Source organism: Arthrobacter sp. P4_F11, assembly GCF_056401395.1.
This window is the reverse complement of the sequence record NZ_JBFUJK010000001.1, coordinates 145490-161706: the sequence shown is the minus strand read 5'-3', so window position 1 is coordinate 161706 and position 16217 is coordinate 145490. Positions and strand designations below refer to the sequence as shown.

General features: G+C 67.0%; 11 protein-coding genes. 6 read left to right on the top strand and 5 right to left on the bottom strand.

Translation table 11 applies throughout. The features are described from left to right. Position 1: 1 nt before the first annotated feature. The gene (locus AC1DRO_RS00735) at positions 2–3148 is read left to right on the top strand and encodes an efflux RND transporter permease subunit (protein WP_476949428.1); all 3147 of its coding nucleotides are present in this window, start codon (positions 2–4) and stop codon (positions 3146–3148) included. A gap of 31 nt (positions 3149–3179) precedes the next feature. Then, positions 3180–4118 carry a hypothetical protein gene (locus tag AC1DRO_RS00730; RefSeq protein ID WP_476949427.1) on the top strand — a complete coding sequence of 313 codons (939 nt, stop codon included), beginning with the start codon at positions 3180–3182 and terminating at the stop codon, positions 4116–4118. Between the two features lie 75 nt (positions 4119–4193). On the opposite strand, the gene glpK is transcribed toward AC1DRO_RS00730, so the two are convergent. The 3 genes from glpK to AC1DRO_RS00715 all read right to left on the bottom strand — a co-directional run bounded on the left by glpK (position 4194) and on the right by AC1DRO_RS00715 (position 8457). Beyond that, the gene (gene glpK, locus AC1DRO_RS00725; protein WP_476949426.1) at positions 4194–5708 is read right to left on the bottom strand and encodes a glycerol kinase GlpK; all 1515 of its coding nucleotides are present in this window, start codon (positions 5706–5708) and stop codon (positions 4194–4196) included. Between the two features lie 52 nt (positions 5709–5760). Beyond that, the gene (locus AC1DRO_RS00720) at positions 5761–6513 is read right to left on the bottom strand and encodes an MIP/aquaporin family protein (protein ID WP_476949425.1); all 753 of its coding nucleotides are present in this window, start codon (positions 6511–6513) and stop codon (positions 5761–5763) included. Positions 6514–6669: 156 nt separating this feature from the next. After that, positions 6670–8457: a glycerol-3-phosphate dehydrogenase/oxidase gene (locus AC1DRO_RS00715; protein ID WP_476949424.1), complete on the bottom strand. Its 1788-nt coding sequence runs from the start codon at positions 8455–8457 to the stop codon at positions 6670–6672. Positions 8458–8580: 123 nt separating this feature from the next. Here AC1DRO_RS00715 and AC1DRO_RS00710 point away from each other — a divergent pair, with 123 nt between their 5' ends. The 4 genes from AC1DRO_RS00710 (at position 8581) to AC1DRO_RS00695 (ending at position 12521) form a co-directional block, all read left to right on the top strand. Then, positions 8581–9543 carry a sugar-binding transcriptional regulator gene (locus AC1DRO_RS00710; protein WP_476949423.1) on the top strand — a complete coding sequence of 321 codons (963 nt, stop codon included), beginning with the start codon at positions 8581–8583 and terminating at the stop codon, positions 9541–9543. A gap of 82 nt (positions 9544–9625) precedes the next feature. Next, positions 9626–10495: an aldo/keto reductase gene (locus AC1DRO_RS00705; protein WP_476949422.1), complete on the top strand. Its 870-nt coding sequence runs from the start codon at positions 9626–9628 to the stop codon at positions 10493–10495. 11 nt (positions 10496–10506) lie between these two features. Further along, a complete protein-coding gene (locus AC1DRO_RS00700; protein ID WP_476949421.1) occupies positions 10507–11433 on the top strand; it encodes an alpha/beta fold hydrolase in 927 nt (308 codons plus the stop codon). Further along, entirely contained in the window at positions 11430–12521 is a 1092-nt protein-coding gene (locus AC1DRO_RS00695) for a glycosyltransferase family 4 protein (RefSeq protein WP_476949420.1), read from the top strand. Before AC1DRO_RS00700 ends, AC1DRO_RS00695 begins: the two co-directional genes overlap by 4 nt. A gap of 58 nt (positions 12522–12579) precedes the next feature. Here AC1DRO_RS00695 and AC1DRO_RS00690 read toward each other — a convergent pair whose 3' ends face one another. Both AC1DRO_RS00690 and metK read right to left on the bottom strand, forming a co-directional pair. Next, entirely contained in the window at positions 12580–14769 is a 2190-nt protein-coding gene (locus AC1DRO_RS00690; RefSeq protein ID WP_476949419.1) for a primosomal protein N', read from the bottom strand. 197 nt (positions 14770–14966) lie between these two features. Continuing rightward, positions 14967–16202: a methionine adenosyltransferase gene (metK, locus tag AC1DRO_RS00685; protein WP_028276457.1), complete on the bottom strand. Its 1236-nt coding sequence runs from the start codon at positions 16200–16202 to the stop codon at positions 14967–14969. Between the last annotated feature and the right edge of the window lie 15 nt (positions 16203–16217).

The following is a 16217-nucleotide window of genomic DNA, read 5'->3' as shown; positions in this document are numbered from 1 at the left end:
CATGCGCCGGATTGTCGCTGCAAGCCTGAGGTTCCGGTCGATCATCATTGCGATGGCGGCCGCCCTCATGATCGTGGGCGGCGCGCAACTCAGCAGCGCTTCGGTGGATGTTTTCCCGGAGTTTGCACCGCCCCGTGTTGAGGTCCAGACGGCATGTCTGGGTCTCACTGCCTCCGAAGTCGAGGAACTCGTAACGGTTCCGATGGAGCAGGCCTTCAACGGCATAGACGGCCTGGACCAGATGCGGTCGAAGTCTGTGTCGCAGCTGTCCGCCATCGTGATGGAGTTCAAGCCCGGGACCGATCTGCTCACCGCCCGGCAGCTGGTGTCAGAGCGGATGGCAACGGTCATACCGACCCTGCCGACCTGGGCCGCGCCGCCGGTGATGCTCCAGCCGCTGTCCTCCACCAGCCGTGTCATGAAGATCGGGCTCTCCTCCGAGACCCGCTCCCTGATCGAAATGTCCATGGTTTCCTACTGGAACATCCGGGCACACCTGCTGCGGGTGCCGGGCGTGGCGAACGTCGCTATCTGGGGCGAACGCCTTCAGATGCTCCAGGTCCAGGTTGATCCGACCAAGCTGGCAGCCAACAACGTGACGCTGGACAACGTCATGAACTCCACGTCAGACGCCCTGGACGCCGGCCTGCTCAAGTACTCCCCCGGTGCCTTGATCGGCACCGGAGGGGCGCTGGAAACACCCAGCCAGAGCATGTCCATCAGGCACGTACAACCCATCACGTCTCCGGCGGACCTTGCCCAGGTGCCCCTGGAGGAACGCGAAGGGCTGCCTCCCCTGAAGCTCGCCGACGTGGCAACCGTCGTGGAGGACCACCAGCAACTGATCGGTGACGCGGTCATCAATGGCGGCCCCGGACTGATGCTGATCGTCGAAAAGCTGCCGTGGGGCAACACCCTCGAAGTCACCCGCGGGGTCGAGGAAGCGCTCAAGGAACTGCAGCCCGGCCTGACCGGAATCGCAGTCGACACCACCCTGTTCCGGCCCGCCTCGTTCATCGAGGAGTCGCTCGGCAACCTGAGCCTCGCACTGCTGCTGGGCTGCTTCCTGGTGGTCCTGGTGCTGAGCGTCTTCCTGTTCCAATGGCGGACAGCCCTGGTGAGCGTGACGGCGATCCCGTTGTCGCTGATGGCAGCGGCCCTGGTGCTGTATTGGACCGGAGGCACGATTAATACGATGGTGCTTGCGGGGCTGGTGATTGCCGTCGGGGTCGTGGTGGACGATGCCATCATCGACGTCGAGAACATCGTCAGGCGGCTCCGGCACCACCGCGCCAGCGGCGGGACCGAAAGCACCGCCCGCGTGGTCGTCAACGCCTCCCTGGAAGTCCGCGGCCCCATCGTCTACGCCACCCTGATTATCGTTGCCGCCACGGTGCCGATCTTCTTCCTGGACGGCCTGACGGGCGCCTTCTTCAGGCCCCTGGCGACCGCCTACACCCTGGCGGTGATGGCGTCCATGCTGGTGGCCCTCACGGTCACGCCGGCCATGGCGTACATCTTCCTGCGCAATGCCAAGCTGGAAGACCGCGATCCGCCGGTGGTCCGGGTTCTCAAACGCTGGTACGGCGCTGCCCTGCGTCCCATTGTGAAACGCCCGCTCCCGGGCTACCTCGCGGTGGCGGCACTCGGCGTCGTCGGAATAATAGCGGCCCCGCTCCTGGGCCAGTCACTGTTGCCCTCGTTCAAGGAACGTGACTTCCTCATGCACTGGGTCACGCAACCCGGCACCTCCAACGCCGAGGAAGTGCGCGTCAGCCAACTGGCCTGCCAGGAGCTGATGACCATTCCAGGCGTCAACAACTGCGGGTCCCACATCGGTCAGGCCTTCGCCGCCGATGAGGTGGTGGGAGTCAACTTTGGCGAGAACTGGATCAGCGTTGACCCCTCGGTCGACTACGACAAGACCCTGGCCTCCATCCAGCAGGTCGTGGACGGGTATCCCGGCATCCACCGGGACGTCCAGACCTACCTCAAGGAACGTGTCCGCGAGGTGCTCACCGGAACGGGCTACTCGATCGTGGTCCGCGTGTACGGCGACGACCTGGACACGCTGAAGAAGCAGGCGGACAAGGTCAAGACTGCCTTGGCCGGCATCGAGGGTGCCATCGGAGCCAAAGTCGCACTCCAGGTCAACGTTCCGCAGGTGGACGTCGAGGTGAACCTGGACGCCGCCAACCGCTACGGCCTGAAGCCCGGTGACGTCCGCCGTGCCGCAGCCACCCTGGTATCCGGCGAAGAGGTCGGCGACGTCTACCGGGACGGCAAGGCCTATGACGTCCAGGTCTGGAGTCCTCCGGCGATCCGGACCAGCGTCACAAGCATCGAGAACCTCCCGCTGGACACTCCCAGCGGGCAGAAGATCCGGGTGGCCGATGTCGCCAAGATCACGGTAAAGCCCACTCCCAACGTCATTGAGCGTTCGGAAGGGTCCCGCCGCCTCGATGTCAGCGCCAACGTCAAGGAAGGCGATCTGGCCAAAGTCGTCGAAAAGCTCGAATCCGATCTCAAGTCCGTGGAGTTCCCCACCGGATACAGCGCCGAGATCCTGGGCGAATACGCGGAGCGGCAGGCCGCTTCGCAACGGCTTCTCCTCTTCGCGATGGGCGCCCTGGTTGTGGTGTTCCTCCTGCTCCAGGCGGCATTCCGGAGCTGGCGGCTTGCCGTTCTGGGCATCCTGACGCTGCCGGTGGCACTGGTGGGCGGGGTGATCGCCGCGCACATGAGCGGCGGAATCCTGTCCCTCGGGTCGCTGGTCGGGTTCCTGACAGTGATGGGCATCGCCGCCCGCAACGGCATCCTGCTCATCAACCACTGCCAGCACCTGGAGCAGTTCGAAGGCGTGCCGTTCGGCCGGGACCTGGTCCTGCGGGGCGCAGCCGAACGCTTGTCACCAATCCTGATGACCACGCTCGCCACCGCCCTCGCCCTGGTCCCGCTGGTGGTGATGGGCAACCGGCCCGGCCATGAGATCGAGCACCCCATGGCCGTGGTGATCCTGGGCGGACTGGTGACATCGACACTGGTCAACCTGTTCATCGTTCCATCGCTCTACCTGCGGTTCGCCAAGAAGGGTCCGGCACGTCATGACCGTCAGCCCCGCGAGCCGGAACCTGTATCAGCCGTATAGCAACAACTACCAACAATGAGAGGCCAGTCAGATGACTCCACTATCTAAGAGATTTACCGCTTACGGATCCGCGGTCTTGCTGGTGGTGGCTTCGCTGACGGCGGCGACGGCGGCCGCGGCGACGGCAGCCACCGTGCCGGCGGCCGCCCGTTCCCAGGAACTGTGCGGCCCCGGCTCGGCGATCAAATTAGACCGCAACGCCTTCCCGTCCAGGCCGGAGATTGAGAACAAGTGGTTTCCCCTCGAACCCGGAATGCAGTACACCACCACCGGCAAAGTAGTCTCCCCGGACGGGACAATCACCCGCAAGGTTGTCAGCACGGTCACGGGGCTGACCAAGGTGATCGACGGGGTGAAGACCATCGCGATTTGGGACCGGGACTACTCCGACGGTGAGCTCGCGGAATCGGAACTTGCCTTCTTCGCCGAGACACGGAAGGGAGACGTGTGGCTCTTCGGCGAATATCCGGAGGAGTACGAGAACGGGAAGCTTGTGGGCGCGCCAAGTACGTTCATCAGCGGCATCGACAAGGCCCGGGCGGGCATCGCCATGCAGAGCCACCCGCGCCTGAAGACCCCCGCCTACCCCCAGGCCTACGCACCCAGCGTGGACTTCCTGGACTGCGGTGATGTGTTCGCGAAGGACCAACGCGTCTGCGTCGCCACGGGTTGCTACAGCGATGTGCTGGTCATCGATGAGTTCAACCCGCTGGACCCGCCAAGCGCCGGCCACCAGCGAAAGTTCTATTCCAGGCACACGGGTCTGATCAAGGTCACGGCCGTGGGCGGAGAGGACCAGGAGTTCCTGAATCTCGTCAAGATCAAGAAGCTCAGCCGCTCCGGGCTGAAGAGCGTCAACGAGCAGGCACTGCAGATCGACCGCCGGGGCTACACGGTCAGCAAGGACGTCTACGCGAAGACGCCGCGCGCTGAGGTGGCACGTGGCTACGATGGCCACCACTACCACTAAAGGCCCTGCCGCCCCAGGGCAATACACAAAGGAGCCCCGGCCGGGTTGTTCCCGGCCGGGGCTCCTTGTGCGCGCCTACTTCACGTCGTCGTCAACCCAGTCCATGGACTTGCTGACGGCCTTCTTCCAGAGACGCATCTGGCGTTCCCGCTCGACCTGGTCCATTTGCGGCTCCCACCGCTTGTCCTCGGCCCAGTTGGCCGAGCACTCGCCCAGGTCCTTCCAGAATCCGACCGCCAGGCCGGCCGCGTAGGCTGCGCCCAGCGCCGTCGTCTCGACCACCTTCGGACGGATGACCGGCACGCCGAGGATGTCCGCCTGGAACTGCATCAGGGCGTCGTTGGCGACCATGCCGCCGTCGACCTTCAGCTCCGTCAGCGGTACGCCGGAGTCGGCGTTGACGGCGTCCAGCACCTCACGGGTCTGGAAGGCGGTGGCCTCCAGCGCCGCGCGGGCGATATGGGCCTTAGTAACAAAGCGGGTCAGGCCCACAATGGCGCCACGGGCGTCCGAGCGCCAGTACGGCGCGAAGAGGCCGGAGAACGCCGGCACAATGTACACGCCGCCGTTGTCCTCCACCGAAGCCGCGAGGGTCTCGACCTCCGGGGCGCTGCTGATCATGCCGAGGTTGTCCCGCAACCACTGGATCAAGGAACCGGTGACGGCAATGGAGCCCTCCAGCGCGTAGTGCGGCGCCGCGTCGCCGAGCTTGTAGCCGACAGTGGTCAGCAGCCCGTTCTTAGAGTGGATAATCTCCTCGGCCGTGTTGAAGATCAGGAAACAGCCCGTGCCGTAGGTGTTCTTGGCTTCCCCGGCATCGAACGCCGCCTGCCCGAACGTGGCCGCCTGCTGGTCGCCCAGGATGCCGGCCACAGGAACCTCGCGCAGCAGCTGCGAGGTGTGGACTGTGCCGTAGACCTCGGAGGAGGATTTGATGGCCGGCATCATGGAGGCCGGGACGCCGAACGCATCCAGAATCTCCTGGTCCCACGACAGCGTCTCAAGGTCCATGAACATGGTCCGTGAGGCGTTGGTCACGTCGGTGACGTGCACTCCGCCGTCGGTCCCGCCGGTCAGGTTCCAGAGCACCCAGCAGTCGGTGTTGCCGAAGACGAGGTCGCCAGCCTCCGCCTTGGCCCGGGCGCCCTCGACGTTGTCCAGGATCCACTTGATCTTGGTGCCCGAAAAGTAGGTCGCCAGCGGCAGGCCCACCTTCTGCTTGAAGCGTTCTACGCCGCCGTCCTTCGCGAGTTCGTCCACGATCGGCTGGGTGCGGGTGTCCTGCCACACGATGGCGTTGTAGATCGCCTCGCCGGTGGTCTTGTCCCACACGACCGCTGTTTCGCGCTGGTTGGTGATGCCGACGGCGGCGATGTCGTGCCGGGTCAGGTTCGCCTTGGACAGGGCCGAGCCGATCACCTCGCGGGTGTTGTTCCAGATTTCAGCGGGGTTGTGCTCCACCCAGCCGGGCTGAGGGAAGATCTGCTCATGCTCCATCTGGCCGGAGGACACGATGCTGCCGCTGTGGTCGAACACGATGGCACGGGTGCTCGTGGTGCCTTGGTCGATGGCAACTACGTACTGGTTCATATTGACGTCCTTGTCTGTTTAGCGTGGCAGTTGAACTGGCAGTTAGTGACTGTTAGTGAGGGATGACGGGGATGATGAACGGCACGACTGCTGCCACGAGACCGCCGAGTCCGCCGCCGATGAGGGGTCCGACGACCGGGATCCAGGAGTAGCTCCAGTCGCTGGAGCCCTTGCCCTTGATGGGGAGCAGGGCGTGCGCGATGCGCGGGCCGAGGTCGCGGGCGGGGTTGATGGCGTAGCCGGTGGGGCCGCCGAGAGAAACACCGATGCCGACAACCAGCAGGGCGACCGCCAGTGGGCCGAGTCCGGAAGGCGTCCCGCCGAAGGTCAGGATGACGAACACGAGGACAAAGGTGCCGATGATTTCGGTGATCAGGTTCCACTGGTTGGAGCGGATTGCGGGGCCGGTGGAGAAGACGGCCAGCTTGCTGGCGGGCTCGGTTTCGGTATCGAAGTGCTGCTTGTGGGCCAGCCACATGACGACGGCGCCGAGGAAGGCACCGGTCAGTTCGCCGCCGAAGTACGTCAGGGTCGAGGCGAAGTCGACCGGGACACCGGGAGCGTACAACTTCTTGCCGTTGAGCAAAAAGCCAAAAGTCACGGCCGGGTTCAGGTGCGCTCCAGAGATGGAAGCAACATAGACACCGGAGAAGACGGCAATGCCCCATCCCCAGGTCACCATCAGGAACCCGCCGTTGTTGCCCTTGGTGCCTTTAAGCGCAACGTTGGCCACCACGCCGCAACCCAGCAGGGTCAGCATGGCGGTACCGAATAATTCGGATAGGAAAACAATTCCAAGAGACATCTTTGACTCCTCTATTTTCTGTTGTCGGCCTCCGCGAGTTTGGAAGCCGTTGGGCCGGCAGCATGTTCGTGCTGCCGGCCAGCCACTGCGCCGGCCGCCGGGGCGGACCGCGCAGTGCTTGCACCCGGGCTTCCCTGCCCGGGCACGCAAGCCGAATCAGGCGACCAGGCTGTGGACCCGGACACCGTGGAACCGCTGAAGCACCTCCTGTGCGTGGCTGATTTCTGTGGCCCGGCGTGCCGCATCCCAGCCGAGCGGGCCGGAAAGGATGTCCGCAACTTCATTCAGCAGTTCCCCGGTCACCAGGCCGCGAAAGGCCAGGGACGTGCGGCGGATGAGGACGTCCACGAGGTGCCCGATCTGCTCATGGGCGGCCATGAACTCCAGTTCCCGGGTGCTCAGCTCGCGGGTGGAATGCAGCAGCCTGTCCGGCTCGCCGGCCGCGGCCCCGTCCAGGTAGCGGATGACTTCTTCGGCGCGGGTCCCGTAGCGGGTCAGCAGCCCGGTGACGCGGGCGGCGTCGCGGCCGGCCGACATGTGGGCCTTGATCCAGCGCTGGACGCCGTCCTCGCTGTCCGGGAAGCCGGCGCCGCCGCCGATGGCGAGCTTCGCCGTCGAAACCTTCCGTTCCATACCGAGTTCGGCCAGGACGTCGTTGCTCAGGTGCTCGGCGAGGGCCCGGAACGTGGTCCACTTTCCGCCGACGAGGCTGAGAACGGCGCCGCCCGCCGCCGCACGGCGTTCGATCCGGTAGTCCCTGCTGACGAAGCCGGGCTGGGTCGCGTCGTGCTTCGGAAGCGGGCGAACACCGGAGAACGAGTAGACAATCTGGTCCCGGCCCACCGGGATGTCCGGGAACACGTGGCCGATCAGGTCAAAGAAGTAGTCGATTTCTGCCTCGGTGCACACGGCGTCCTGGGCCATGTCGGCGTCGACGTCGGTGGTGCCGACCAGGACGCGGTCCCCCATCGGGTAGATCAGCACGATCCGGCCGTCGGTGTGCTCGAAGAAGATTTCGCGGCCGTTGCACGCCGCGAGCAGCTCCGGATGGTCCAGCACGATGTGCGAACCCTTGGTTCCGCCCATAAACGACGACGCCGCCCCCATGGCCTCGTTGGTCAGGTCGACCCAGGCGCCGGTGGTGTTCACGACGACGTCGGCAGTGAAGTCGAAAACCTCACCGGTCAGTTCATCGCGCAGCTGGACAGTAGTTCCTGGAGTGCCGGGGGTTCCTGGGGTGCCGGAGGTTCCGGAGCCGCCCAGCGAGACCAGGGAGACGTAATTGCTGGCGCGGGCGTGGCTGTCCGCGCCGCCGGCTTTCTCGCCGTCCTGGAGCACGTCGAGGGTGAGTCGCTCGGGGTTGTGGACGGAGGCGTCGAAGTAAGTGGCCGCGTACTTGATCCCGGGGTGCAGCCGGGGCAGCTCGGCCAGCGCGCGCTTGCGTCCGCGGAACTGGTGGCGCGGCACCGAACCGCCGTCGCGGGAGAAGAAGTCGTACATGCTCAGCCCGAGCTTGATCAGGAACGCTCCGCGTTCGGTGTGCTTGCCCTGCTTGTGGGTCAGGAAGCGCATGGGGGCGGCCAGGACCCCGGAGAAGGTGCTGAAGATCGGGATCGTGGTCTGCAGCGGCTTGACGTAGTGCGGCGCGATCCGCAGAAGCCGGTTGCGTTCGGTCACCGACTCCTGGACAAGGCGGAACTCGCCGTTTTCGAGGTACCGGATGCCGCCGTGGATCATGTGGGAAGAGGCGCCGCTGGCACCCTGGCAGTAATCGCCGCGCTCAACGAGCGCCACATCCACGCCCTGCAGCGCCAGGTCACGGAACGTTCCGACCCCGTTGATTCCGCCTCCGATGATCAGAACCTGCGCGTGCCGCCGCGTCCGCAGCTTCTGCACCGAGGCGCGATCGTTCGCCGGTGTGCCGACTGAGTCCTTCTGTCCCAAAATTGCTCCCTTGGGTTTGATTCTGTGCGGCACGCCCGTGGCGCGGCGCCGTTCAACACTATTCTTTGGACTAATGGAAAATGGAGTCAAGCACTATGCACAAACGTGCAGATGGGAAATGTCATGATGCATTCACGCCAGTCCGACGCCCTCCGCGCGGCCCAGCTGTATTACCTGCAGGACCTGACCATGGACGCCATCGCCCGCGAGCTCCGGACGTCCCGGTCCACGGTTTCCCGGCTGTTGTCCGCGGCGCGCGATTCGGGTCTGGTGCAGATCCAGATCCGCAGCCCGCTGGACACCGGGCCCGAACTCGAGGGCATGATCCGCGCCGAATACAAGGTGGATGTCCATGTCGTTCCGGTGGTGGACACCCTCAATGAGGCGGAAACACTGGACCGTGTGGCCATGCAGGCCGCCCGAACGATCGGGCCGCTGGTGGACTCCAACGCCATCATCGGCGTCGCATGGGGCTCCACCCTGAGCGCGGTGAGCCGGCACCTGACGCGCAAGATCACCCACGACAGCGTGATCGTCCAGCTCAACGGCGCCGGGAATATGCAGACCACCGGCATCACGTATGCTTCGGACATCATGCGGCGGTTCGGCAGCGCCTACGGAGCACGGGTGGAACAGTTTCCCGTGCCGGCCTTCTTCGACCACGCCGCGACCAAAAGGGCCATGTGGAATGAGCGGAGTGTTCAGCGGATCCTGGAGCTGCAGGCCCGGATGAGCATCGCGATCTTTGGTGTCGGATCGGTCGATGCCGACTACCCCAGCCACGTCTACGCGGGAGGCTACCTCGATGAAGACGACTTGAACGTCCTGGCGAACTCCGATGTGGTGGGCGATGTTGCCACGGTGTTCTTCCGCGCCGACGGGTCCTCGGACGGCATCACGCTCAACGCGCGGTCCACCGGCCCGGACCTGGCCCAGCTCCGCCAGGTCCGGCGCCGCATCTGCGTGGTGTCCGGTGCTTCCAAAATCAACGGGCTCAGGGGCGCGCTGGCGGCAGGACTGGCCACCGACCTGATCCTGGACGAGGCCAGCGCCCGCAGGCTCGTCCGGTTCGACGGACTGGGCTGAGCGGCTGCGGGGCAGCATGACCGGTGCGGCGGCGGCAACGGCGGTCCGGCACTCGCCAGCGCCAGTGGGTAAAGTCTTTGTCATGAGACTCTCCCCCCGGCTGACCCTGAACAACGGCGTATTGATCGACCGGCTGGGGTTCGGGCTGTACAAGGTCCCCCCGGGCGACGCCGCCAGCCTGGTGACCATGGCGGTCGAGACCGGCTACCGGCACTTCGACACCGCCGCCATGTACGGCAACGAGACCGGCGTCGGCAAGGGAATCGGTGCCCTGTCCGGATTTGAGGGCACCGGAGGCGGGCCCGGGGAAACCGCACCCTACGTTTCCCGCGAGGACCTCTTCATCACCACCAAGGTCTGGAATGACGACCACGGCTACGACGCCACCATGCGTGCGTTCGACACCTCCATGTCCAACCTCGGCCTGGAATACATCGACCTCTACCTGATCCATTGGCCATGCGCGCGCCGTGGCCTCTTCCCGGAAACGTACCGGGCCCTGGAGACGCTGTACCGCGAGGGCAAGGTCCGCGCAATCGGCGTCTCCAACTTCCAGCCGCAGCACCTGGACCGGCTCCTGGAAACGGCCGAAGTGGTGCCCGCCGTTAACCAGATCGAACTTCATCCCTGGCTGCAGCAGGATGAACTGCGGGAAAAGCACGAGCTGCTGGGCATCCGCACCGAGGCGTGGAGTCCTTTGGGCCGCGGCCAGGTCCTGAAGGACCCGGTGATCCTGGCCCTGGCGGCCGAACACGACCGCACACCGGCACAGATCATCCTGCGCTGGCAACTGCAGCTGGGCAATATCGCCATCCCCAAGGCCAGCTCGTCCGGGCGGATCCGCGAGAACTTCGAGGTCTTCGACTTTGAGCTCTCCCCGCTGGACATGACGGAGGTCGGCGGCCTCGAACGCGGCCTCCGGACCGGCTCCCACCCCGACAACGTCGCATAGGATTCGAACAAATGGAACAAGTGGATACCGGGTCCTCACGCACGCCCCTCTTCAGCGGCGGACTCGACGCCCGCACCCGGGCCGCGTCCGTTGAGGTTGACGGGGCCCGGATCGCGTACTGGGTCTACGAACCCGCCGAGGTCACCACCGAAACGCGCACCATGCTGGTGGTGCACGGGTTCCGCGGCGACCACCACGGCCTGCTCCGGGTAGCCGACCAGCTGACGGACATGCGCCTGATCATGCCGGACCTGCCGGGCTTCGGCAGCTCGGCCGCCTTCGCGGGAACCGGGCACAGCGTTGCCGGCTACAGCCAGTTCCTTGGCGGTTTCATGGCTGCTCTGGGACTGGGCGCGGACACGGTCCTGCTGGGGCATTCGTTCGGTTCGATCATCGCCAGCCATTTCGTGGCGGCCAACCCGGGTGCCGTGGCCGAACTGATCCTGGTCAATCCCATCGCGGCGCCCGCCCTCGAAGGGCCCAAGGGCCTGATGACGAAGCTTGCGGTGCTCTACTACGAGGCCGCCGCACGCCTTCCCCAGCGGCTCGGGCTGGCCCTGCTGCGCAGCCAGGCGATCGTGCGGGTGATGAGCGTAACCATGGCCAAGACCGGGGACAAGGACATCCGCCGGTTCGTGCACGCCCAGCACAGTGCCTATTTTTCCTCCTTCGCGGACCGGGAGAGCCTGCTTCAGGCCTTCAAGGCCTCGGTGGGCAGCAACGTCACCGAGGTGGCCGGGGACCTGACGCTGCCGGTGCTGCTGATCGCGGGAGAGAAGGACGAGATCGCCATGCTGGCGGACCAGTACAAACTCGCGGCGCGGCTGCCGGACGGGAAGTTGGAGGTCATTCCCGGCGTCGGGCACCTGATCCACTACGAAACCCCCGAGCCCGCTGCCCGCTACATCCGACGCTTCCTAAAGGACCACGCCGCGTGAAAATTCTCATTGATGCCCGCTTCACCCGGCTGGACCACCACGACGGCATCAGCCGCTACGGCGCCAGCCTGATCGCGGCGGCCGCCAGGATCGCCGACGTCTCGATGCTGATCAGCGACACCCGCCAGCTCGCGCTCCTGCCCGACGTTCCGTACACCCTGATCAACAGCCCGCTCTCCCCGGCCGAACTCTTCGTGGCGGCCAAGGTCAACAAGCTGGGCGCCGACGTGGTGGTATGCCCCATGCAGACCATGGGCAGCTGGGGCCGGAAGTACGCCCTGGTGCTCACCCTGCACGACCTCATCTACTACGAGCACCCCACCCCTCCCGGATTCCTGCCGGCCCCCGTCAGGGTCCTGTGGCGCCTGTACCACAAGGCCTTCTGGCCCCAGCGGCTCCTGCTGAACCGGGCGGACATCGTGGCGACGATCAGCTCCACCACGGCGGCCCTGATGGCGAAGTACCGGCTCACCCGGCGTCCGGTCAGGATTGTCGGCAACGCCCCCCAGCACGGCCACACCCCGCGCGATCCCGGGGCGGGAGCCGACAAGACGCTGCTCTACATGGGTTCCTTCATGCCCTACAAGAACGTGGAGACCATGGTCCGCGGCATGGCGGAACTCCCGGAGATGACCCTGCATCTGCTCAGCCGCATCACGCCCGAGCGGCGGGCCGAGCTCGAGGCCCTGGCTCCGGACGGCGCAAGCATCGTCTTCCACAACGGGGTGACCGACGCCGAGTATGAGGCCCTCCTGGCACGCACCACCGCCCTGGTCAGCCTGTCCCGGGCCGAGGGCTACGGACTGCCGCTCGTCGAGGCCATGTCCCACGGCACGCCGGTGATCGCCAGCGACATCCCGATCTTCCGGGAGGTCGGTGACGACGCCGTCAGCTACGTGCATCCGGACTCCCCGGCGGAGTTTGCCGAGGCGGTGCGCACGCTCGAGGACCCCGCCCTGTGGAAGGCACGGTCCCGCCGTTCAGTGGAGCGGGCCGCAGACTTCAGCTGGGATGAGTCGGCGCGGCGGCTCGTGGCCGTCGCCGAAGAGGCCGTCGCGCTCCGGGACCGGCCCCGCGACCGGAAATAGCCGGAACGGCTGTAAGTCCGGTGGGGCCACGTGAGCCGCGGGGACGCAATGGAATGTCCTACAGGACGTCGACGCCGTCCAGGCGCAGTTGCACCGGGTCGTCGCTGCGCTTGGCTGCGGCCGCCGCCTTGACGGCCCGCATGGCGGCCGTGGCAGCCGCGGCCTGGGCGTAGGGGATGAACAGCAGGGTCCGGACCTCCTCGCCGGAGTCCCGCGGCACAGCATCCCGTGGCACAGCATCCCGCGGCGGCGTGCGGCCGGCCCCCGCGGCCGCCGGCAGAATGACGGGCGCGGGCCCGGCGGTCCTGAGGACGGTTCCCTGCGCCGCCAGCCGCTGCTGAATGGCATCCGTGAAATGGCCGACGGCGGTCCTGCCGCCGGTGACGGAGGCGACCCGCACGGCGGGCGGCAGCTGCAGCTCCTGCCGCAGTGCCAGTTCCCGGCTGGCGTATCCGGCGGGATCCCAGCGCAGCAGGGCGCCAACCCCGGCGGCGTCGTCGGCCGTGATGACTACCAGGCCGCCCTCGGAAGCGGGCCGGACCAGGGCCGCGGCGTTGAACCAGCGGCGGACCGCGTCCTCCCCCGCCCTCAGGTTTTCCCGGCGCAGCAGCGAGTCGCCGTCGAGCAGCAGGGCTGCGGCGTACCCGCCGAAGGCCACCGGTTCGGCACCGACGGTGGCCACCACGAGAGCCGCGGTCTCCGCAACAGTGGCCTTGATCTGGTCCCCGGAGGAGGTGATGACCGGTTTCCCCGGAAACGCACGGCCCAGCTCCTCCGCGGTGCGGAGGGCTCCCGTGGCGCCGCGCCTTAGCCTGGCGCCGTTGCACGTGCCGCAGCGCCAGGCCGGGGCCGGGGCCGAGCACCAGCGGCATTGCGGCACGGCGCTACTCCCGGCCGGGCCGGCGATCGCCAGGGGGCCGCTGCAGGCGGTGCAGCGGGCCGGTTCACGACAGGTGTCGCACACCAGCGAGGGGGCGTAGCCGGCGCGGGCCACCTGGACCAGGACCGGACCCCGTTCCAGGCCCTCCTTGGCGGCCCGCCAGGCCGCACCGGGGAGCCTGGCGATCCGGGCGAGCGGGTCATGCTCGAGTTCGTAGCTGTCGGCTGTGTTCAGGACCCGCGGGACCGTCCGCCGCACGACGGCCCGGTCAGCTTCCACGGCCTGGGCCCAGCCGGAGGCGACCAGCCGCTCCGTTTCGGTGCTGCGCGAATGGGCCGCGAGCAGGCACGCGGCCCCTTCCTGGCCGGCCCGGAGCAGGAGGACTTCGCGGGTGTGCGCGTACGGGGAGCGCTGCTCGATGTGGAGGTCGTCGCCGTCGTCCCAGCAGATGACGAGCCCGAGGTTCGGCACCGGTGCGTAGGCCGCGGACCGCGTGCCCACGGCGACCCCGGCGGCGCCGCTGAGCACGCGCAGGAAGCTGCGGTAGCGCGGCGTCTGGCCGTCGTCCGCGGTGAGCCGGGCGACGTCGCCGGCGGGAAGCAGTTCCAGCAGGGCAGATTCCACGCGGTCAAGGTCCCGGTAGTCGGGCACCACCACGACGGCGCCGCGGCCGGAGATCCGTACCGCGGCCACGGCTTCGGCGATCATCCGCGGCCAGCCGGCGGGCCCGTACCCCTGCAGGGCTGTCAGCACGGCCCGGGGCGACTCCCCCGCGGCGAGGTGGGCGAGGAATGCCGGACCGTTGCGGTACCGGGTCCAGACGCTGCCGGCGGCCGGCGACGGAAGCGACACGTCGGTCGCCAGACCGAACGTCTCCGTGCCGAACAGCGCGGGATCGAGCCGGCCGTCCGGGGCGAATTCCTTTTCCAGCTTGGCCATGCGCGGCGGCACGGCAACGCGCAGGACATCGCTGACCGTTCCGGCGTAGCGCGAGGCGATCCGGCCGGCGAGCTCGGCCACTGCTGGGGTCAGGACCGGGACGGCGGAGAGCACCTTGTGCAGCGGCACCAGGGGGTGGCCGGCGTCGGATCCGGCGGTGCGCTCCAGCAGGTATCCGGCCAGTTCCTGCCCGTTGAATTTGACCTTGACCCGGACTCCGGGCATGGCGTCGGCGTCGAGGGCGGCGGGGACGCTGTAGTCGAAAGGCCTGTCCAGGTGGGGCAGCGAGGACTCGATCAGCACCCGTGCCACCGGCAGGTGGGTCGCAAGGGCGGGGCCGGACGCTTCCGCGGCGGAGGCGGGAAAACCCTGGAGCAGGGACAGCTGCTGGGGTTCACCGGGCGCGCCGCCGGCAGGATTGGGACTCACGGCTCGCACCTCCCCTGAGGATCGTTCGACACATGCACTGTTTTCCGAAATGCACTGATTTCCGAAATGCACTGTATTCCCTAATGCACTGTAGCCAGGCCACCGGAGGGCGGCCTGGCTACAGTGCATCACGCAGGACTGACAAACTCACTGTCACAACAAACCGACAAGACAGCATCGGACGGTTTGGCCGGGCCTTAGGCGTTAAAGAACGCCTTCAGCTCGTCCACCCGGTCCAGGCGTTCCCACGTGAAGTCCGGGTCTTCGCGGCCGAAGTGTCCGTGGGCGGCGGTCTTGGCGTAGATCGGGCGCTTGAGGTCGAGGGCGTCGATGATGGCCCGCGGGCGCAGGTCGAAGATCTCGGCGATCGCGGCGCTGATACGGGCCGGGTCCACGGTTTCGGTTCCGAATGTCTCAACGTAGGTTCCCACCGGGCGGGCCTGGCCGATCGCGTAGGCGATCTGGATTTCGGCCCGCTTGGCGAGGCCGGCGGCCACCACATTCTTGGCGACCCAGCGCATGGCGTAGGCGGCCGAGCGGTCCACCTTCGACGGGTCCTTGCCGGAGAACGCGCCGCCGCCATGGCGGGCCATGCCGCCGTAGGTGTCGACGATGATCTTGCGGCCGGTGAGGCCGGCGTCGCCCACCGGGCCGCCAATCACAAAGGCGCCCGCGGGGTTGAGGATGTTGCGGGTCCGTGAGGTGTCCAGGTTGGACAGGGCCATGACCGGTCCCACCACGTGCTCGGCGAGGTCGGCCCGGAGCTGGTCCAGGCTGGTGCCTTCGGCGTGCTGGCTGGAGATGACGACGGTTTCGACCGAGACCGGGCGGTCGCCGTCGTAGCCCACGGTGACCTGGGTCTTGCCGTCCGGGCGCAGGTAGGCGAGTTCGCCGTTCTTGCGGACCTCGGTCAGGCGCTCGGAGAGCCGGTGCGCGAGCCAGATCGGCACGGGCATGTAGGACGGCGTTTCGTCGCTGGCGTAGCCGAACATGAGTCCCTGGTCGCCGGCTCCCTGGAGGTCGTAGTCGTCCTCCTGGCGGCCCTCACGCGCTTCGAGGGAGTTGAACACGCCGCCGGCGATGTCGTTCGACTGCTGGCCGATGGATACCGAGACGCCGCACCGGGCGCCGTCGAAGCCGTTGGCCGAAGAATCGTACCCGATGCCCAGGATGGTCTCCCGGACAATCTGGGGGATCTCGACGTAGGCGTCGGTGGTGACCTCGCCCGCGACGTGGACCAGCCCGGTGGTGGCCAGCGTCTCCACGGCTACCCGGGACTCGGGGTCTTTGTCGAGCAGTGCGTCGAGGATCGCATCGCTGATCTGGTCACAGATCTTGTCGGGGTGGCCCTCCGTCACCGACTCGGACGTGAAGAGCCGGAGCGCGGCGGGCGTGGACCCGTGGAAGGCGGGGATGTGCAGCGGTAAAGTCACTCAACTACCTTACTG

Coding starts and splice junctions, on each gene's coding strand:
- AC1DRO_RS00735 (WP_476949428.1), top strand. CDS start 2: ATGCGCCGGATTGTCGCTGCAAGCCTGAGGTTCCGGTCGATCATCATT.
- AC1DRO_RS00730 (WP_476949427.1), top strand. CDS start 3,180: ATGACTCCACTATCTAAGAGATTTACCGCTTACGGATCCGCGGTCTTG.
- glpK (WP_476949426.1), bottom strand. CDS start 5,708: ATGAACCAGTACGTAGTTGCCATCGACCAAGGCACCACGAGCACCCGT.
- AC1DRO_RS00720 (WP_476949425.1), bottom strand. CDS start 6,513: ATGTCTCTTGGAATTGTTTTCCTATCCGAATTATTCGGTACCGCCATG.
- AC1DRO_RS00710 (WP_476949423.1), top strand. CDS start 8,581: ATGATGCATTCACGCCAGTCCGACGCCCTCCGCGCGGCCCAGCTGTAT.
- AC1DRO_RS00705 (WP_476949422.1), top strand. CDS start 9,626: ATGAGACTCTCCCCCCGGCTGACCCTGAACAACGGCGTATTGATCGAC.
- AC1DRO_RS00700 (WP_476949421.1), top strand. CDS start 10,507: ATGGAACAAGTGGATACCGGGTCCTCACGCACGCCCCTCTTCAGCGGC.